The 19,158-nt window shown below is 68.8% G+C and carries 17 protein-coding genes; 15 read left to right on the top strand and 2 right to left on the bottom strand.

Annotated features, from left to right (window positions below; all coding sequences use genetic code 11):
* Window positions 1-79: 79 nt before the first annotated feature.
* The 7 genes from NQ151_RS00450 to NQ151_RS00480 all read left to right on the top strand — a co-directional run bounded on the left by NQ151_RS00450 (window position 80) and on the right by NQ151_RS00480 (window position 7,843).
* Window positions 80-1,504: an amino acid permease gene (locus tag NQ151_RS00450; RefSeq protein WP_257526678.1), complete on the top strand. Its 1,425-nt coding sequence runs from the start codon at window positions 80-82 to the stop codon at window positions 1,502-1,504.
* A 51-nt stretch (window positions 1,505-1,555) separates the two neighbouring features.
* Window positions 1,556-2,203 (top strand): SDR family oxidoreductase, encoded by a 648-nt coding sequence (locus tag NQ151_RS00455; RefSeq protein WP_257526679.1) that lies wholly within the window; start codon window positions 1,556-1,558, stop codon window positions 2,201-2,203.
* Window positions 2,200-2,568 (top strand): TraR/DksA family transcriptional regulator, encoded by a 369-nt coding sequence (locus NQ151_RS00460; RefSeq protein WP_257526680.1) that lies wholly within the window; start codon window positions 2,200-2,202, stop codon window positions 2,566-2,568. The genes NQ151_RS00455 and NQ151_RS00460 overlap by 4 nt, the downstream gene beginning before the upstream one ends.
* A gap of 202 nt (window positions 2,569-2,770) precedes the next feature.
* Entirely contained in the window at window positions 2,771-4,219 is a 1,449-nt protein-coding gene (gene rpsA, locus NQ151_RS00465; protein ID WP_257509989.1) for a 30S ribosomal protein S1, read from the top strand.
* A gap of 91 nt (window positions 4,220-4,310) precedes the next feature.
* Window positions 4,311-4,955, top strand: coding sequence for a dephospho-CoA kinase (gene coaE / locus NQ151_RS00470; protein ID WP_257509988.1), 645 nt, complete (start codon window positions 4,311-4,313; stop codon window positions 4,953-4,955).
* A gap of 9 nt (window positions 4,956-4,964) precedes the next feature.
* Window positions 4,965-6,680, top strand: a complete 1,716-nt coding sequence (locus tag NQ151_RS00475; protein ID WP_257526681.1) for an ATP-binding protein — start codon at window positions 4,965-4,967, stop codon at window positions 6,678-6,680.
* The gene (locus NQ151_RS00480) at window positions 6,677-7,843 is read left to right on the top strand and encodes a GGDEF domain-containing protein (protein WP_257509986.1); all 1,167 of its coding nucleotides are present in this window, start codon (window positions 6,677-6,679) and stop codon (window positions 7,841-7,843) included. The genes NQ151_RS00475 and NQ151_RS00480 overlap by 4 nt, the downstream gene beginning before the upstream one ends.
* Here the strand turns inward: NQ151_RS00480 and NQ151_RS00485 are convergent.
* Complete coding sequence (locus NQ151_RS00485; RefSeq protein WP_257509985.1) at window positions 7,840-8,211, bottom strand: response regulator transcription factor; 372 nt, start codon at window positions 8,209-8,211, stop codon at window positions 7,840-7,842. The genes NQ151_RS00480 and NQ151_RS00485 overlap by 4 nt on opposite strands.
* 137 nt (window positions 8,212-8,348) lie before the next feature.
* Between NQ151_RS00485 and uvrB the strand changes: the two genes are divergently transcribed.
* Both uvrB and NQ151_RS00495 read left to right on the top strand, forming a co-directional pair.
* On the top strand, window positions 8,349-10,430 hold the full coding sequence (uvrB, locus tag NQ151_RS00490) for an excinuclease ABC subunit UvrB (protein WP_257509984.1): 2,082 nt from the start codon (window positions 8,349-8,351) through the stop codon (window positions 10,428-10,430).
* Window positions 10,431-10,441: 11 nt separating this feature from the next.
* Window positions 10,442-10,864, top strand: a complete 423-nt coding sequence (locus NQ151_RS00495; RefSeq protein WP_257526682.1) for a VOC family protein — start codon at window positions 10,442-10,444, stop codon at window positions 10,862-10,864.
* 9 nt (window positions 10,865-10,873) lie between these two features.
* Here the strand turns inward: NQ151_RS00495 and NQ151_RS00500 are convergent, their stop codons facing one another.
* Entirely contained in the window at window positions 10,874-11,116 is a 243-nt protein-coding gene (locus tag NQ151_RS00500; protein ID WP_257509983.1) for a hypothetical protein, read from the bottom strand.
* 33 nt (window positions 11,117-11,149) lie between these two features.
* Here NQ151_RS00500 and NQ151_RS00505 point away from each other — a divergent pair, with 33 nt between their 5' ends.
* The 6 genes from NQ151_RS00505 (at window position 11,150) to NQ151_RS00530 (ending at window position 19,117) form a co-directional block, all read left to right on the top strand.
* On the top strand, window positions 11,150-11,584 hold the full coding sequence (locus NQ151_RS00505; RefSeq protein WP_257526683.1) for a MarR family winged helix-turn-helix transcriptional regulator: 435 nt from the start codon (window positions 11,150-11,152) through the stop codon (window positions 11,582-11,584).
* A gap of 49 nt (window positions 11,585-11,633) precedes the next feature.
* On the top strand, window positions 11,634-14,537 hold the full coding sequence (gene uvrA, locus NQ151_RS00510; protein WP_257509981.1) for an excinuclease ABC subunit UvrA: 2,904 nt from the start codon (window positions 11,634-11,636) through the stop codon (window positions 14,535-14,537).
* A gap of 4 nt (window positions 14,538-14,541) precedes the next feature.
* Complete coding sequence (gene uvrC, locus NQ151_RS00515; RefSeq protein WP_257509980.1) at window positions 14,542-16,452, top strand: excinuclease ABC subunit UvrC; 1,911 nt, start codon at window positions 14,542-14,544, stop codon at window positions 16,450-16,452.
* A gap of 27 nt (window positions 16,453-16,479) precedes the next feature.
* Entirely contained in the window at window positions 16,480-17,355 is an 876-nt protein-coding gene (rapZ, locus tag NQ151_RS00520; protein ID WP_257509979.1) for an RNase adapter RapZ, read from the top strand.
* Between the two features lie 40 nt (window positions 17,356-17,395).
* On the top strand, window positions 17,396-18,373 hold the full coding sequence (gene whiA, locus NQ151_RS00525) for a DNA-binding protein WhiA (protein WP_257509978.1): 978 nt from the start codon (window positions 17,396-17,398) through the stop codon (window positions 18,371-18,373).
* Window positions 18,374-18,499: 126 nt separating this feature from the next.
* On the top strand, window positions 18,500-19,117 hold the full coding sequence (locus NQ151_RS00530) for a superoxide dismutase (protein ID WP_257509977.1): 618 nt from the start codon (window positions 18,500-18,502) through the stop codon (window positions 19,115-19,117).
* Window positions 19,118-19,158 lie beyond the last annotated feature (41 nt).

A 19,158-nucleotide genomic window follows, 5' to 3' on the forward strand; every position in this document is an offset into this window, starting at 1 on the left:
TCACGTCGGCCGTCGCAGTCGACGCGGCTTAGAATCTCTTAGTGCTCTTCCACTGTCAGACTCCCGGATGCCGCCTCGCATGAGCGCGGTCCGCACACTCTTCCGGCGCAAGCCGATCAACGCGCAGACCCCGACTGAGGGCGGTCTGCCGCGGCGCCTGGGCACCTTCCAGCTGGCGATGCTCGGGGTCGGGGCCACCGTCGGCACCGGCGTCTTCTTCGTGATGCACGAGTCGGTCCCCCTTGCCGGCCCGGCGGTGCTGGTCTCGTTCCTCATCGCGGCGATCGCCGCGGGGCTCTCGGCGGTCTGCTACGCCGAGATGGCCTCGGCTGTACCGATCTCGGGTTCGACGTACACGTACGCCTACGTGACGCTCGGCGAGATCGTCGCGATGGGCGTGGCCGCGTGCCTCATCCTCGAGTACGGCGTCTCCGCCGCCGCCGTCGCCTCCGGCTGGAGCGGGTACCTCGATCACCTGCTGGGCGCGCTGTTCGGCTTCAATCTGCCGCCCGCGCTGACGGCGGGACCGATGGAGGGCGGCATCATCAATCTGCCCGCCGTGCTGCTGGTGTCCATGTGCGCCGTGCTGCTGGTTCGCGGCACCCGTGAGTCGGCGGCGGTCAACACCGTCATGGTCGTCATCAAGGTGGCCGTGCTCCTGATGTTCGCGGGGATCGCGATCACGGCGTTCAGCGTCGACCACTTCGCCGAGTTCGCCCCGCACGGTGCGGCAGGGGTGACCGCGGCCGCCGGCACGATCTTCTTCACGTTCATCGGGTTGGATGCCGTCTCGACGGCGGGCGACGAAGTGAAGGACCCGCAGCGCGCGCTGCCGCGTGCGATCCTCATCGCCCTGGCCGTCGTCGTGGCGGTGTACCTGTTCGTCGCCGTCGCCGCCGTCGGCGCCCAGCCGTGGGGCGACTTCTCCGACCCGGCGCAGCAGAGCGCCGGTCTGGCAGTGATCCTCTCCGACGTGCTGGGCGCCTCGTGGCCGGCGACCGTGCTCGCCGCCGGTGCGGTGGTGTCGATCTTCTCGGTCACCCTGGTGATCTTGTTCGGTCAGACCCGCATCCTCTACTCGATCGGCCGCGACGGTCTGATCCCGTCGGCGTTCGCACGCGTCGACCCCCGCACCCAGACGCCGGTGTTCTCCACCGTCGTGGTGTCGGCGGCAGTCGCGCTGCTGGCGGGCCTGGTACCGCTGACGAGCCTGTGGGACCTCGTCTCGATGGGCACGCTCGTGGCGTTCATCGTCGTGTCGGTGGGGGTCGTGGTGCTGCGCCGCACGCGCCCCGACCTTCCGCGCGCCTTCAAGGTGCCCGGCTACCCGGTCACCCCCGCGCTGTCGATCCTGGCCTGCATCTACCTCATCAGCGGCCTCGGCTGGTCGACCTACGTGTGGTTCGGCGCCTGGATCGCCGTCGTGCTGGCGTTCTACCTGCTGTGGGGGCGGCAGCACAGCGCGCTGGCGAAGAACGACGTGAAGGATGCTGCCGGCGCTTGAGGCTGCGACCGGAGGTAGCGTGGAAGCTCGTCACCGGAAGGACAACCTCTCATGGCCCGCATTCTGATCATCGGCGGACACGGCAAGGTCGCGCTGCACCTGGAACCCCTCCTCGTCGAGCGGGGTGACACCGTCAGCGCCGTCATCCGCAACGCCGATCACGAGGGCGATGTCGCGGCCACCGGTGCCGCGCCGGTCGTCGCCGACATCGAGACGTTCGATCTCGACCAGCTGACAAACCTCGTCAGCGCCAACGACGCGATCGTGTGGGCGGCGGGTGCCGGGGGTGGCAGCCCTGAGCGCACGTATGCCGTCGACCGCGACGCCGCGATCCGCACGATCGACGCGGCCGTCGCCGCCGGGGTGCGTCGCTTCGTGATGGTGTCGTGGATCGGGTCCCGCGCCGACCACGGCGTCTCGCCCGACAACGGGTTCTTCGCGTATGCCGACGCGAAGTGGGCCGCCGACGAGCACCTGCGCGCGAGTGGACTGGACTGGACGATCGTCGCGCCGGGGGCGCTCACGCTCGACGCGCCCACCGGGCGGATCGAAGTGGACCCCCAGGGCGACGGCGCCGTCCCGCGCGCCGATGTCGCGGCGGTCATCGCGGCATCCCTCACCGACGATGCGACCGTCGGGCGCACCATCCGGTTCGGCGGCGGCGACGTGCCCATCGCCGAGGCCCTGCACGCGCGGTGAGCGGGCGCGCCGCGGCGCTGGCCGCATTGGCGGACGAGCTCGCGCGGCGCCGACGCGACATCGACGACCGCATCGACCGGCTCGATCGCGACGACGCGCTGCTGCGTCGCGATCGGGCCGACGGCACGGCGGATGACGAGCACGACCCCGAGGGTTCCACCCTCAGTGGGGAGTGGTTGCAGCTGGATGCGCTGCGCCGGGCCGCCCTCGTCGAGCGGGCCGAGCTGGATGCGGCCCTGGCCCGCACGGCGGACGGCACCTACGGGGTGTGCGTGTCCTGCGGTGCGGCGATTCCACTCGAGCGGCTGCGTGCGCGGCCGACGGCCGATCGCTGCATCGCCTGCGCCGCGGCGGCGCAGGGCTGAGGTCCCGCCCGACCACCACGAAACGGCCGGTTCTCTGGTATTCTGAAGTGTCATTCGTGTGGCCGATCTTTCGGCGCCCGCGAGTGGCATCGCACAACAATCCGCTTTCGCCTCGGCTGGAGGTTTCCGTTCGCCTTTGCGCGCACGGGTGCCTGTGACAGGTCTAGGCCCGATACCCACCCCAACAAGGACAACCCACTACATGACTACCGCAACGACCGCCCCGGCCACCAAGCAGGTCGCGATCAACGACATCGGATCTGCCGAAGACTTCCTGGCCGCGGTCGAAAAGACCCTGAAGTTCTTCAACGACGGCGACCTCATCGAAGGCACCGTGGTCAAGATCGACCGTGACGAGGTGCTCCTCGACGTCGGTTACAAGACCGAGGGCGTCATCCCTTCGCGCGAGCTCTCGATCAAGCACGACGTCGACCCCAACGAGGTCGTCAACGTGGGCGACCACGTCGAGGCCCTGGTTCTCCAGAAGGAGGACAAGGAAGGCCGCCTCATCCTGTCCAAGAAGCGCGCGCAGTACGAGCGTGCGTGGGGCGATGTGGAGAAGATCAAGGAAAGCGACGGCGTCGTCACCGGTCAGGTGATCGAGGTCGTCAAGGGCGGTCTGATCGTCGACATCGGGCTGCGCGGCTTCCTGCCGGCATCGCTGATCGAGCTGCGTCGCGTCCGTGATCTGACGCCGTACCTCGGTCAGGAGATCGAGGCCAAGATCCTCGAGCTCGACAAGAACCGCAACAACGTCGTGCTCTCGCGCCGCGCCCTGCTCGAGCAGACGCAGTCCGAGTCGCGCACCACGTTCCTCAACAACCTGCACAAGGGTCAGGTTCGCAAGGGCACGGTCTCGTCGATCGTCAACTTCGGTGCGTTCGTCGACCTGGGCGGCGTGGACGGCCTCGTGCACGTCTCCGAGCTCTCGTGGAAGCACATCGAGCACGCTTCGGAGGTCGTGGAGGTTGGCCAGGAGGTCACCGTCGAGATCCTCGAGGTCGACCTCGACCGCGAGCGCGTCTCGCTGTCGCTGAAGGCGACGCAGGAGGACCCGTGGCAGGTCTTCGCCCGCACCCACGCGATCGGTCAGGTCGCTCCGGGCAAGGTCACCAAGCTGGTTCCGTTCGGTGCGTTCGTTCGCGTCGCAGACGGCATCGAGGGCCTCGTGCACATCTCGGAGCTGTCCGGCAAGCACGTCGAGCTCGCTGAGCAGGTCGTCTCGGTCGGTGAAGAGGTCTTCGTGAAGATCATCGACATCGATCTCGAGCGTCGCCGCATCTCGCTGTCGCTGAAGCAGGCCAACGAGTCGGTCGACCCCAACGGCACCGAGTTCGACCCGGCGCTGTACGGCATGGTCACGGAGTACGACGAGAACGGGGAGTACAAGTACCCCGAGGGCTTCGACGCCGAGACCAACCAGTGGAAGGAAGGCTTCGACGAGCAGCGTCTTGCTTGGGAGGCCGAGTACGCCGCTGCCCAGGGTCGCTGGGAGGCTCACAAGGCCGCCGTGGCGAAGGCTCTCGAGGCCGAAGCCGCTGCCGGTGTCGACTCCGGTGCGGGTACCTACTCGTCCGAGAGTGGCTCCGCAGGCACGCTGGCCGACGACGAGGCACTCGCGGCTCTCCGCGAGAAGCTCTCCGGCCGCTGATCCGCAGCGAAGGGCCGCCACTGTTCGCAGTGGCGGCCCTTCGCCGTACCCGGCGCGCTCTCGGCGACGTCGGATCTGGCATGCTCGAAACATGCCGCTCATCGCACTCACCGGCGGAATCGCGTCGGGCAAGTCGACCATCGCCCACCGTCTCGCCGAGCACGGCGCCACCGTGGTCGATGCGGACCGCATCGTCCGAGAGGTGCAGTCGCCCGGTTCGCCGGTGCTTGCCGACATCGCCGCCGCGTTCGGCGCCGACATGCTCACGCCGGACGGCGCGCTGGACCGCGCCCGGCTGGCATCCGTCGTCTTCGGTGACGACGACGCGATCGCCCGGCTGAACGCGATCGTGCACCCCGCGGTGCGGGCGGAATCGGCCCGTCGTTTCGCCGAGGCGCTGCGAGCCGATCCCGACGCCGTGATCGTCTACGACGTCCCGTTGCTGGTCGAGGCCAGGGTGGACGATCCCTGGGACCTCATCGTCGTCGCACACGCCCCGGCGACGCTGCGCACGCGACGTCTGGTGGAGTTACGCGGGATGACCGAGGCCGACGCGCAGGCGCGAATCGCCTCGCAGGTGCCCGACGAGCGGCGATTGGCGATAGCCGACGTCGTGGTGGACACGTCCGGGACACTCGCATCCACCCTGGCGCAGACCGATGCCCTCTGGGAGACCGTGACCCACCTGCAGGGCGGTGCGGCCAGCCGCAACGGGGCAGGCCCGCAGGAACGATAACGTCGAGACATGCAGTCGCTCCCCTCCCCGACGCGCGGCGTGCGCACTCGCTCCACGCGGTGGCCCCGGCTGGACGCCGCGTTCGCCGACCGAGCGGAGATGCGCAGTGCCGCGCTGAGTCAGCTGGTGCTGGCCGGCGTGGTGCTCGTTCTCACCTTCCTGATGTTCCACCACGGATTCACCGGCAACGTGCCGCTGTTCTTCGCCGGCGTCGTGATCGTCTTCGTGCTCACCGCGGTCGCGATCGCTGCGCCCTGGAGCAGGGTCCCGCTCGCATGGACCGCCGTCGTTCCGGTGGGCGACATCATCGCGATCTCGCTGATGCGCTTCGCCGACCCCGCAGCCGGCACCGGTATGCTCTTCGCGTTCCCCGTGCTGTGGCTGTCGGCGAGTTTCGGCCTTGCCGGGTTCGCCGGAGGGGTGAGCATGGCAGTCGTCGGCTTCTCGGCATCGGTCGCGGTGGAACCGCGTCAGTTCACCAACTTCGGTGTCTTCCTCCTGCCGGTCATGCTCATCGCGATCGGGGCGACGGCGTACACCGGTGCGCGGCGGGCCGCTGCGCAACGACGCCTGCTGCGCAGGCAGGCCGAGATCCTCGCCCAGGCGCTGGAACGGTCGCGCCACCAGGAGCAGCTGCTGTCAGAGGTGCTGGACACCGCCGACCTCGGCGTGCTGCACATCGAACACGGCGGTGCCATCTCGATCCTGAACGACGGCGAGGGGCACCTGCAGCACCTCCTGACCGACCCCGACGGCGCAGCGCCGACGGCGTACGAAAGAGACGGCAGGACACGCATCTCCGCCGACCAGCTTCCGCTGGCACGGGCGCTGCGCGGCGAGGAGTTCGACGATGAGCGGGTGTGGATCGAGCCGGTCGCGGGGGAGCGGCGCGCACTGAGCGTCACCGCCCACCGGCTGGCAAATACAGACTCGGAATCCCACGCCGGTGCGGTGGTGGTCTGCCGAGAGGTCACGGCGGAGATGTCGGCGCTGCAGGCGCGCGACCTGCTCGTCTCGTCGGTATCCCACGAACTGCGCACGCCACTGACCTCGATCATCGGGCACATCGAGCTGGCGCTGGACTCCCCGGGCCTGCCGCCGAGCGCGGCATCGAGCCTCGCGATCGCCGACCGCAACGCCGACCGCCTGCTGGCCCTCGTCGGCGACGTGCTTGCCGCGTCGAGCCATGCCGCCACGCTGCCGATGACGCCGGAGGATGTGGACGTGCTGGAGATCGTCAAGGCCTCTGCGCAGTCGATCGTGACAGGGGACGGCAGCCGGAACGTCACGATCGACCTGTCGCGGGCCATGCCTGCGCGCGGCTACGTCGATCCGCTGCGGCTGCGCCAGGTCGTCGACAACCTGCTGTCGAACGCGATCAAATACAACCGCGAAGGCGGCCGCGTGTCGTTGATGACGGCGACACGCGGGCGAAAGACCCTCATCCTCGTCGAGGACACCGGTGTGGGTCTGGACGAGGAGGACCTCGTGAATGTCTTCCAGCGCTACTACCGCGGTGCAGCCGTGCGGCGGGCAGGGGTGGAAGGCAGCGGTCTGGGGTTGTCGATCAGCCGTGACATTGTGCGCCGCCTCGGTGGCGACATCTACGTGAACAGCACGCTGGGCGTCGGCTCGACCTTCACCGTGTCGATTCCGGCGGTGCGTCCGGGGGTCGCGACCCAGACCGCGGCCGATGCCGCGCGCGGTACGGGGGCCCTGACATGACCGCCGAGGGGTACCTCGCAGCCATCACCGCGCTGGTGGTCATCGTCTGCGGCGTCTTGTTCATCGCTGAGACCTTCCTGCGCCGTGATGACGCCGCCGGTCGGCTGTGGGCACTGGGCTTCCTCAGCGCCATGCTGACGACACTGAGCTACCTCGTGTGGGCGAGCGACCCCGGCGCGGTGTGGGCGGTCGCGGCGGGCAACGGTACATTCGTGTCCGCCACGGGCTTCATGTGGCTGGGATGCCGTCGCTTCAACGAGCGCTCCATGCGGATACCGGCCGTGCTCGTGGCCGCAGCCTCGGTCGCCGCGATTGTGAGCGTCATCGTCGCCGGCCCCGACGGCGGGGGGTGGGCGGGCGCGCTGTGGATGTTCACGCCGCTGTGCCTGTTCGCGATGGCTGCCGCCGTGGAGACACGCCGGGGATCGATGCGGCGGGCCACCAACGCGACCATGCTGACGCTGGTGTTCGCGTTGCAGTCGGCGTTCTACTTGGGTCGCATCATCGTGTTCGTCGCCGCCGGGCCGGAAAGTCCGGTGTTCAGCGTCTGGCTCGGCACGGTGCCGGCCTCATCGCTGACCGTCATCCTGATGATCACGTCGGTGGTCGCGACCTCGGTACTTCGCGCCACCCGCACGGGTCTTCGCGGCCGCACGCTCCTGCCCGCGGACGGCGGATCGCTGCGGGACATCCAGCCGGCCGCGGTGTTCGCCCGCACCCTCGACGAGGTCGTGAAGGCCGCGCGCCGACACGGTGATCACGTGGCGGTGCTGGTCATCCGGCTGGAGGAGCTGGAGTACATCGCGACCGCGTTCGGGCTCGAACTGGCCGACCAGTTGATCGCGGCGGGCCGCGACGCCGTGCGCAGGGGCGCCCCGCCCCTGGCCGTCGTGGGCGACGACGGCGACGAACGCCTCGCGGTGATCGCCACCGTGCGCTCCGCCGGCGAGGCTCGGCGCCTGGGCATGACCTTGTACCGCGAACTGTTCGACGCGTTCAACGCCGTCAGCGGCGGCGTGCTGCCCTCGCTGGGCGTCGGGGTCTCGGTGACTTCGGCGAGTCGGCAGGACCCGGACGCGCTCCTGCAGGATGCCAGGACGGCGGCGGCCAGAGCGGCATCCAGCGCGGCGTCCGCCGTGCTCGTGGCGGACGCGAGCGCCTAGCTGGCGCCGCGCCGGTCGGGCACCATCTCGAGCCGCGCGCGCAGTTCGCGCGGTCGGAAAGGCTTGCCCAGGTACTCGTCCGCTCCGGCGAGCCGGCCGCGCTCGGCATCCGACTCCTCGACGAAGGCCGAGATCATGATGACGTACGTGTCGCTGACGGCCCGGATCCGCCGGGCTGCTTCGAACCCGTCGATCCCCGGCACGTTGACGTCGAGCGTGGTGAGGACGGGGTTGTGCATGCTGACCAGTTCCACGGCGTCCAGCCCGTTGGCGGTCTCGAAGACCTCGTAGCCGGCGCCCGAGAGCACGGTCGTGATGAGCGACCGAATGTCTTCTTCGTCCTCGAGTACCACTGCCGTCCGATGCACGCTCTCGCCTCGCTCTCGCGGCCATCGTACGCGAGCGGGGGGTGCTGACCGGTCAGGCTTGACGTGATCAACCTCCGGGCGGTATGCCGGAGGCGAACGCACGGCCCGCTGTCGGGAGTGCCGCTTACGCTGGAAGCATGCAGACCACGCGCGCCGTCCGGCCCTTCGAGGTCGTGAGTGACTACACTCCCAGCGGCGACCAGCCGCAGGCCATCGCCGAACTCACCGCCCGCATCAACGCCGGCGAGACCGACGTCGTACTGCTCGGTGCGACCGGCACGGGCAAGTCGGCCACGACCGCCTGGCTCATCGAGCAGGTGCAGCGGCCGACCCTGGTGCTCGCGCACAACAAGACCCTCGCCGCGCAGCTGGCCAACGAGTTCCGCGAGCTGATGCCCCACAACGCCGTGGAGTACTTCGTCAGCTACTACGACTACTACCAGCCCGAGGCGTACGTGCCGCAGACGGACACCTTCATCGAGAAGGACTCGTCGATCAACGCCGAGGTCGAGCGATTGCGCCACTCCACGACCAACTCGCTGCTGAGCAGGCGTGACGTCGTGGTCGTCTCGACGGTCTCCTGCATCTACGGCCTGGGTTCTCCCGAGGAGTATCTGCGGGCGATGGTGGCGCTGCAGGTGGGGGAGCGGTACGACCGCGACGCGCTCATCCGCAAGCTGATCGCGATGCAGTACAACCGCAACGACGTCGATTTCTCCCGCGGCAACTTCCGCGTGCGCGGCGACACGATCGAGATCATCCCCGTCTACGAGGAGTACGCGATCCGCATCGAGCTGTTCGGCGACGAGATCGAAGCGCTGTACATGCTGCACCCGCTCACCGGGGACATCGTGCAGAAGATGGAGAGCGTCCCGATCTTCCCTGCTTCCCACTACGTTGCCGGTGCCGACACCGTGCAGCGGGCGATCGGCACGATCGAGCACGAGCTCGCCGAGCGACTCAAGGAGCTGGAGGGGCAGGGCAAGCTGCTCGAGGCGCAGCGGCTGCGCATGCGCACCACCTTCGACCTCGAGATGCTGCAGCAGCTCGGGTTCTGCTCCGGGATCGAGAACTACTCGCGCCACCTGGACGGACGGATGCCGGGGGATCCTCCCCACACGCTGCTGGACTTCTTCCCCGACGACTTCCTGATGGTCATCGACGAGTCCCACGTCGCGGTGCCGCAGATCGGCGCCATGTACGAGGGTGACGCGTCGCGCAAGCGCACGCTCGTCGACCACGGCTTCCGGTTGCCCAGCGCGATGGACAACCGGCCGCTGCGGTGGGATGAGTTCAAGGAGCGCGTCGGCCAGACCGTCTACCTCTCCGCCACCCCCGGCCGCTACGAGATGGGCATCGCCGACGGCATCGTCGAGCAGATCATCCGCCCCACCGGGCTGGTCGACCCGCAGATCATCGTGAAGCCCTCGAAGGGACAGATCGATGACCTGCTGGAGCAGATCCGGGTGCGGGCCGCGCGCGATGAGCGGGTGCTGGTGACCACCCTCACCAAGAAGATGGCGGAGGAGCTCACCGACTTCCTCAGCGAGCACGGAGTGCGCGTGCGGTACCTGCACTCCGACGTCGATACGCTGCGCCGGGTCGAACTGCTGAGCGAGCTGCGGGCGGGCGTGTACGACGTGCTGGTGGGCATCAACCTGCTCCGCGAGGGGCTCGACCTGCCGGAGGTGTCACTCGTGGCGATCCTCGATGCCGACAAGGAAGGGTTCCTGAGGTCGGGCACCTCCCTCATCCAGACCATCGGTCGCGCGGCGCGCAACGTCTCCGGCGAGGTGCACATGTACGCCGACAACATGACCGACTCCATGCGCAAGGCGATCGACGAGACCGACCGGCGCCGTGAGAAGCAGGTCGCCTACAACCTCGAGCACGGGATCGATCCGCAGCCGCTGCGCAAGCGCATCGCCGACATCACCGATGTGCTCAACCGTGAGGCATCCGACACCCAGGAACTGCTCTCGAAGCGGTCCAGGGGCGCGCTGAAGAGCGGCAAGGGCAAGAGCCCCACCCCGCAGCTGCGCCGGGAGGGCATCGCCGCCGAAGGCGCGATGCAGCTGGAGTCCACGATCGAGGACCTCTCCAACCAGATGCTCGCAGCGGCAGCCGAGCTGAAGTTCGAGCTGGCTGCGCGGTTGCGCGACGAGGTGCAGGACATGAAGAAGGAACTGCGCGCCATGGAGCGCGCCGGCCACGCCTGATCGGAGCGATCATGCAACAGCGACTGTCCCTCATCACGCTGGGGGTGGCGGACCTCCAGCGGTCGATCGCGTTCTACCGCGTGCTCGGATGGGAACCGCACCCCTCATCCGTCGCCGGTCAGATCGCGTTCTACCAGGCCGGTGGGATGGTGCTGGGACTGTGGTCACGCGCCGCGCTGGCGGCGGATTCCGGCGTGTCCGACTCCGGCGGCTGGGGCGGGGTGACCCTGGCGCACAACGTCGAATCCGAGACCGACGTCGACGGCATCCTGATCGCCGCACGCGACGCCGGCGGCACCATCGTGCGCGAGGCAGCGGCCACCGACTGGGGCGGCTATTCCGGGGTCTTCACCGACCCTGACGGGCACCCGTGGGAGATCGCGGTGAACTCCGGGTGGCCGCTCGGCCCCGACGGTTCGGTGCGGCTGGGCTGAGCGTCTCCGTCAGGGGCAGGTCATGAGGGGCTTGGGGCCGCTCCGGTCGAACGTGTGCTGCGACATCGGGTGACCGCACAGCGGGCACGCGCGCTCGGTGCGCGACGGTTCGGGGTCCACGTCGTAGGGACCGACCGACGCGGGGCCGGCGACCTTGATCAGACGCGAGTTGAGGTATGCGTACCACCCGCCGGCTTCACGCACACGCTCGCGCAGGGGAGGCCGCTCCGGGTTGCTTTGCGTCATGATCATTAGTGTACAAAGCAATTCGGTAGACTGCACCGCATGGACGTCGGCACAGACCCGCTGAAGCTCGAGAACCAGCTGTGCTTCGCGATCGTCACGGCGGCGCGCAACGTCATCGCGATCTACCGGCCGGTGCTCGAGCCCCTCGGTCTCACCCACCCGCAGTACCTCGTGCTGCTCGCGCTGTGGGAGAGCGCACCGCAGTCGCTGGGGGAGCTGGCCGACCAGCTGGCGATGGAACCGGCGACGCTGTCGCCCATCGTCAAACGGCTGGAGGCGCAGGGGCGGGTGAGCCGCACGCGCCGCCGCGACGACGAGCGGGTGCTCGACATCGCGCTCACCGATGCCGGCCGCGCGCTGCGAACCGACGCGCTGCGCGTCCCCGAGCAGATCATGGCGCGGGTGGGGATGGATGCCGCGCAGCTCACGGCACTGCGCGACGGCCTGGCACCCTTCGCGGCCGGGCGGGGCTGAGGCTTCCAGGGGTTTCCGAGCCGGTGTCCGAGGCCCGACCTAGACTTGGATGGTGCCCATCGTCTCTGTCCCCGCGCCCGGAAACTCCAGCGGAACGCTCAGCGTTCGCGGCGCCCGCGTCCACAATCTGAAGAACGTCGACCTGGACATCCCTCGCGATGCGCTCGTGGTGTTCACGGGGCTGTCGGGGTCGGGTAAGTCCAGCCTCGCATTCGACACGATCTTCGCCGAGGGTCAGCGTCGCTACGTCGAATCGCTGAGCTCCTACGCGCGGCAGTTCCTGGGCCAGGTCGACCGCCCCGACGTCGACTTCATCGAGGGGCTGAGCCCGGCGGTGTCGATCGATCAGAAATCGACCAACCGCAACCCGCGGTCCACGGTCGGCACGATCACGGAGATCCACGACTACATGCGACTGCTGTGGGCGCGCATCGGGGTGCCGCACTGCCCCGAGTGCGGCGAACGCATCCAGCGACAGACGGTGCAGCAGATCGCCGACCAGCTGATGGAACTCGCCGACGGCACCCGCTACCAGATCGTCGCCCCCGTCGTGACGCAGAAGAAGGGCGAATTCGCCGACCTCTTCAAAGAGCTCAGCGCCAAGGGCTACGCCCGCGCCGTGGTCGACGGTGACCTGGTGCAGCTGGCCGAGCCGCCGAAGCTCAAGAAGAGCTACAAGCACGACATCGCCGTGGTCGTCGACCGCCTGGTCGCCAGCCCCGACATCCTCAGCCGCATCACCGACTCCGTCGAGACCGCGCTGCGCCTGGCCGGCGGCATCATGCAGGTCAACTTCGTCGACCACGAGGGCGACGACGCCTGGCAGTCCTTCTCCGAGAAGCTGTCGTGCCCCAACGGGCACGCCCTGCAGCTGACCGAGATCGAGCCGCGTACCTTCTCCTTCAACGCGCCGTTCGGTGCGTGCCCGGCCTGCTCCGGGCTCGGCACCAAGATGTCTGTCGACGTCGACCTCATGGTCGGCGACGAGGACCTGTCGATCAGTCAGGGCGTGCTGATCCCCTGGACGACGCAGGGCAAGGGGCTCTACCAGTACTACGAGCGCCTGCTGGAGGGTCTCGCCCGCGACCTGAAGTTCTCGCTCGACACGCCGTGGCGCAAGCTCCCGCAGGAGATCAAGGATGCCGTGCTGCGGGGGGAGAACTACAAGGTCACCGTCTCATGGAAGAACCGCTACGGCCGTGAGATGCGCTACGCCTCCGGCTTCGAGGGTGTCGTCCCCTACATCGAGCGCCAGTACGCGCAGGCCGAGACCGACTCGCAGCGCCAGCGCTGGTCGGAGTACCTGCGCGAGGTGCCCTGCCAGGTCTGCAACGGCGACCGGCTCAAGCCCGAGGTGCTCGCGGTGCTGGTGCACGGCCACTCCATCGCCGACGCATCGCGGCTGAGCCTGGCCGAGGCGCAGGAGTACTTCGCCACGCTCGAGCTCACCGAACGCGAGGCGCAGATCGCCGCGGCGGTGCTGCGCGAGATCCGTGCGCGGCTGGACTTCCTCATCCAGGTGGGACTGAACTACCTCACGCTCAGCCGTGCGGCGGGCTCGCTCTCCGGCGGTGAGGCGCAGCGCATCCGGCTCGCCACGCAGATCGGGTCGGGCCTGACCGGTGTGCTGTACGTGCTCGACGAGCCGTCGATCGGCCTGCACCAGCGGGACAACCGCCGACTGATCGAGACGCTGCTGAAGCTGAAGGGCCTGGGTAACACCCTCATCGTCGTCGAGCACGACGAAGAGACCATCCACGCCGCCGACTGGGTGGTCGACATCGGCCCGCGCGCCGGCGTGGACGGCGGCTACGTCGTGCACTCCGGCCCGCTGGCATCCCTCCTGGAGGACCGCTCGTCGCTGACGGCGGACTACCTGTCCGGACGCCGCTTCATCCCGACGCCCACCAAGCGGCGCCCGATCGACAAGAAGCGCATGATCTCGGTGGTCGGCGCGCGCGAGAACAACCTCAAGAACGTCACGGCGGAGTTCCCGCTGGGTGTCATGACGGCCGTGACCGGCGTCAGCGGATCCGGCAAGTCCTCGCTGGTCAACGGCATCCTCTACGAAGTGCTCGCGACCCGCCTCAACGGCGCGCGTCGCGTGGCAGGCAAGCACACCCGCGTCACCGGTCTGGACGACCTCGACAAGGTCGTGCACGTGGACCAGGCGCCCATCGGTCGCACGCCGCGGTCGAACCCGGCGACCTACACCGGTGTGTTCGACCGCATCCGGACGCTCTTCAGCGAGACCCCGGAGGCGAAGGTGCGCGGGTACCTGCCCGGCCGGTTCAGCTTCAACGTCAAGGGCGGCCGCTGCGACGCGTGCTCCGGCGACGGCACCATCAAGATCGAGATGAACTTCCTCCCCGACGTGTACGTCGACTGCGAGGTGTGCCACGGCAAGCGGTACAACCGCGACACGCTCGCGGTGCACTACAAGGGCAAGAACATCGCCGAGGTGCTCGAGATGCCGATCTCCGAGGCCGCCGAGTTCTTCGAGCCGATCCAGTCGATCCACCGGTACCTGAAGACCCTGGTCGAGGTGGGGCTCGGCTACGTGCGGCTCGGTCAGTCGGCCACGACCCTCTCCGGCGGTGAGGCGCAGCGCGTGAAGCTGGCCACCGAGCTGCAGCGCCGCTCCAGCGGCCGCAGCATCTACGTGCTCGACGAGCCCACCACCGGGTTGCACTTCGAGGACGTGCGTCGCCTGCTCGAGGTGCTGAACGGTCTCGTGGACAAGGGCAACACGGTCATCGTCATCGAGCACAACCTCGACGTCATCAAGTCCGCCGACTGGGTCATCGACCTGGGACCCGAGGGTGGGTCCGGCGGTGGTCAGATCGTCGCCACCGGCACGCCCGAGAAGGTCGCTCGTGCCGCGGGCAGCCACACCGGCACGTTCCTGGCCGAAGTGCTCGGGGACGCGCAGGCGGTCCGCAAGGCGGGCTGAGCGCATGGCGCGCTCTGCTCCGACCGTCGCGTACAAACCGAAACCGGGGGAGATCCCCACCAACCCCGGCGTCTACCGCTTCCGTGACGCCGCGGGCCGGGTGCTGTACGTCGGTAAGGCCAAGAACCTGCGCGCCCGGCTGTCGAACTACTTCGCCCCGCTGCACACCCTGCACGAGCGCACCCGACGCATGGTCACCACCGCGGCATCCGTCGAGTGGACGGTGGTGGCCAGTGACGTGGACTCGCTGCAGCTGGAGTACATGTGGATCAAGGAGTTCGATCCGCCGTTCAACGTGCGCTACCGGGACGACAAGTCCTACCCGTTCCTGGCGGTCACCCTCGCCGACGAGGCCCCGCGGGTCATCGTCACGCGCAACCGTCGCATCCCGGGGGCGAAGTATTTCGGGCCCTACCCCAAGGTGTGGGCGGTGCACGACACGATCGACCTGATGATCAAGGTCTTCCCGATCCGCACCTGCTCGGATTCGTCGTACAAGAAGGCGATGGCCAGCGGCCGGCCGTGTTTCCCGGGGCAGATCGGGCGGTGCGGCGGACCCTGCTCGATGAAGGTGACGATCGAAGAGCATCGGGCGATGGTCGACGACTTCGTCGCGTTCATGTCGGGCGGCGACCAGCGCTTCGCGCGGTCGCTGACGGCCCGCATGAAGGAAGCCGCCGCGGCGATGGACTACGAAGCGGCTGCCGTGTACCGCGACAAACTGCAGGCGATCGAGGCGGTGCTGGGCAAGAGCGCCCTGGTGCTGGCGGACGACACCGACGCCGACCTGTTCGGCATCGCCGAGGACGAACTGGCCGCCACCGTGCAGCACTTCGTGATCCGGGGCGGGCGCGTGCGCGGCGTGCGCGCCACGACGATCGAGAAGGAGATCGACATCTCCGGCGCCGACCTGGTCGATCAGGTGCTGCAGCGCAGTTACGGGGATGCCGCGCCCGCAGACATCCCGCGCCAGGTGCTGGTGCCGACCATGCCGGAAGACGCGGCAGACCTCGAGGAGTGGCTGCAGGACCGGCGAGGAAAGCGCGTGTCGATCCAGGTGGCCCAGCGCGGCCGCAAGGCCGACCTGATGAAGACCGCGACGCTCAACGCGCAGCAGGCGCTCATGCTGTACAAGACCCGGCGCACGAGCGACTACGTCGCCCGCTCGCAGGCGCTGACCGACCTGCAGGAGGCGTTGGAGCTGACCGAGGCGCCGCTGCGCATCGAGTGCTTCGACGTCTCGCACCTCGGCGGCACGAACGTCGTCGCCTCGATGGTCGTCTTCGAGGACGGCCTGCCCCGCAAGGACCAGTACCGCACGTTCGGCGTGCCGGAGACGACCGACGACACCGACTCGATCTACCAGGTGCTCACCCGCCGCGTGGCCTACCTGGACCGGCCCGAGGAACAGGACGAGCCCGAGCCGGAGCCGACGGCGGACGGCGAAGTGGTCGCGCCGGCGCGCAAGAAGCCGCGGTTCGCCTATCGCCCGCAGCTGCTCGTCGTCGACGGCGGCAAGCCGCAGGTGGAAGCCGCCGCGCGGGCGCTGGCCGATGCCGGGCACGAGGAGATCGCGCTGTGCGGCATCGCCAAGCGCCTCGAGGAGGTGTGGCTGCCGGGGGAGGAGTTCCCGGTGATCCTGCCCCGCACCTCCGAGGCGCTGTACCTGCTGCAGCGGCTGCGGGACGAAGCGCACCGGTTCGCCATCACGCACCAGCGCAAACGCCGCCGACGCGACATCCAGAGCGTGCTCAGCGAGGTTCCAGGGCTGGGAGCGACGCGCATCAAGTCGCTGCTGCGTCACTTCGGCTCCGTCGCAGCCCTCACCAATGCCACCCCGGAGGAGATCGCCGAGCTGCCCGGCATCGGTCCCAAGCTCGCCGCGACGGTCCACGAGCACCTTGCCCGCCGGTAGGCTGGTACCGACGACGGGGGTCGGTTGATGGCGGGCACGCAGGACGCGGGTGAGGTCCTTATCGTCACGGGCATGTCCGGGGCGGGTCGCACGACCGCCGCGAACGCGCTCGAGGACCTCGGCTGGTACGTCGTGGACAACCTGCCGCCGCAGATGCTGCGGCCGCTGCTGGAGCTCAGCGAGCTGGCCGGCAGTTCCCTGCCGAAGGTCGCCGCCGTCGTCGATGTGCGCGGCCGCGACCTGTTCACGGAGCTGCCTCGCATCACCCAGGCGCTGCGCGACGGCCGTCACCTGCGCGTGCTGTTCCTCGACGCCTCCGACGACGTGCTGGTGCGACGCTTCGAATCGGTTCGCCGCCCCCACCCGCTACAGGGCGAGGGCACGCTGCTGGACGGCATCCATCGCGAGCGGGTGCGTCTGGCGCGCGTGCGGGAGAGTGCCGATCTCATCGTCGACACCTCGCAGAACAACATCCACCAGCTCGCGACGCGCATCGTGGATCTCTTCTCCGCGGAGGGCGCCGCGCGGCACACCCTCACCGTCATGAGCTTCGGCTTCAAGTACGGGCTACCGGCGGATGCCGATCTGGTCGCGGACATGCGGTTCCTCCCGAACCCGTTCTGGGTGGAAGATCTCAAGGCGCTCACCGGCAAGGACGAGCAGGTGCGCGACTACGTCTTCTCGCAGGACGGCGCCAAGGAGTTCCTCGATGCGTACACCACCGCGCTGAAGCCTGTCCTCGCCGGTTTTCAGCGGGAGAACAAGCCGCATTCCACGATCGCGGTGGGGTGCACCGGCGGCAAGCACCGGTCGGTCGCGACCGCCGAAGAACTCGCGCGCCGGCTCGCTTCGTTGCCCGGTGTCGCGGTACGTGTGAAGCATCGGGACCTCGGCCGGGAGTAGGCTGGACGATCGTCCCCTGCGCTCTCTTGGAAGGAATCCCGTGCCTTTGACCGCTGACGTGAAGGCCGAGCTGGCCGCCATCCGCGATCCGCGCCCCACGGCGCGCGTTGCCGAACTGACGGCGCTGCTCCGCTTCTCCGGCGGCTTGCACTCCATCGCCGGCCGTGTCGCGGTCGAGGCGGAACTGGAGTCCGACGGCCTGGCCCGTCGGGTGGCTCGTGACCTCATGGAGATCTACGGCGTGCGCCCCGAGCTCGCCCACGTGCAGGCCTCCGGTGGTCGCGCCGGTGGGCACTTCGCCGTGCGCGTCATCGAGGGCGGCGAGACACTGGCACGCCAGACGGGTCTGCTCGATCAGCGCCGCCGTCCGGTGCGCGGTCTTCCCAACAAGCTCACCACCGGTGCCCGTCCGGACCTCGCCGCCATCTGGCGCGGTGCGTTCCTCGCTGCAGGCACCCTGAGCGACCCGGGTCGCTCCGCGGCGCTGGAGATCACCTGCCCGTCCGGCGAAGCTGCCATGGCGCTCGTGGGCGCCGCACACCGGCTCGGCATCGCGGCGAAGGCGCGCGAAGTGCGCGGCGTGCCGCGTGTGGTGGTGCGTGACGGCGAAGCGATCCGTGCCGCCCTGGCCGAGATGGGTGCCGTGCGCACCGCCGGCGAGTGGGAGCAGCTGCGTCAGCGCCGCGAAGTGCGCGCCGGGGTCAATCGGCTCGTCAACTTCGACGACGCCAACCTGCGCCGTTCCGCGCAGGCCGCAGTCGCTGCGTGCGCACGTGTCGAGCGCGCGCTGGAGATCCTCGGAGACGAGGTCCCGCCGCACCTGAAGCAGGCCGGCGAGCTGCGCCTGGCCCACCGGGACGCGAGCCTGGACGAACTGGGTCACCACGCCGACCCGCCGCTGACCAAGGATGCCGTCGCCGGCCGCATCCGGCGCCTGCTGGCCATGGCGGACAAGAAGGCCGAAGTGGACGGCATCCCCGACACCGAATCGGCTGTGCCGGCCGGCGACGAAGACTGACCTTTCGTTACCCCCTGTCGCACCGGGAAGCAACCCCGTGCCCGCGGTGTTGCCGCTCACTAGGATGATCCACGTCCCCACTCCGCGCTGAGGACTTCGGCGCGGCGCCGACAGGAAGAAGCGAACATGGCGAAATACACCCTGCCCGAGCTGCCCTACGACTATGCCGCGCTCGAGCCGAGCATCAGCGGCAAGATCATGCAGCTGCACCACGACAAGCACCACCAGGCCTATGTGACGGGGGCCAACACGGCGCTCGAGCAGCTCGCGGAGGCCCGCGAGACCGGCAACTTCGCGAACGTGAACAAGCTGGAGAAGGACCTCGCGTTCAACCTCGGCGGACACGTCAACCACTCGATCTTCTGGACGAACCTCTCGCCGGACGGTGGCGACAAGCCCGTCGGCGATCTGGCCTCCGCGATCGACGACCACTTCGGCTCGTTCGACAAGTTCCAGGCCCACTTCTCCGCTGCCGCGCTCGGCGTGCAGGGATCGGGCTGGGCGGGGCTGTTCTGGGACTCGCTGGGTGAGAACCTGATCATCCAGCAGTTCTTCGACCAGCAGAACCAGCTGGCCGCGGGAACTGTGCCGCTGCTGCTGCTGGACGTCTGGGAGCACGCGTACTACCTCGACTACAGCAACGTGCGCGCCGACTACGTCAAGGCGTTCTGGAACATCGCGAACTGGGCCAACGTGGCCGAGCGGTTCACGACTGCTCGTGAGAAGACCGCCGGTCTGCTGTAGTGTCGAAGACAGGTGAGGATGCCTGAATCCTCCTGGGAACG

This window comes from Microbacterium sp. zg-YB36 (assembly GCF_024623575.2).
In the GTDB taxonomy this organism is placed as follows: Bacteria; Actinomycetota; Actinomycetes; order Actinomycetales; family Microbacteriaceae; genus Microbacterium.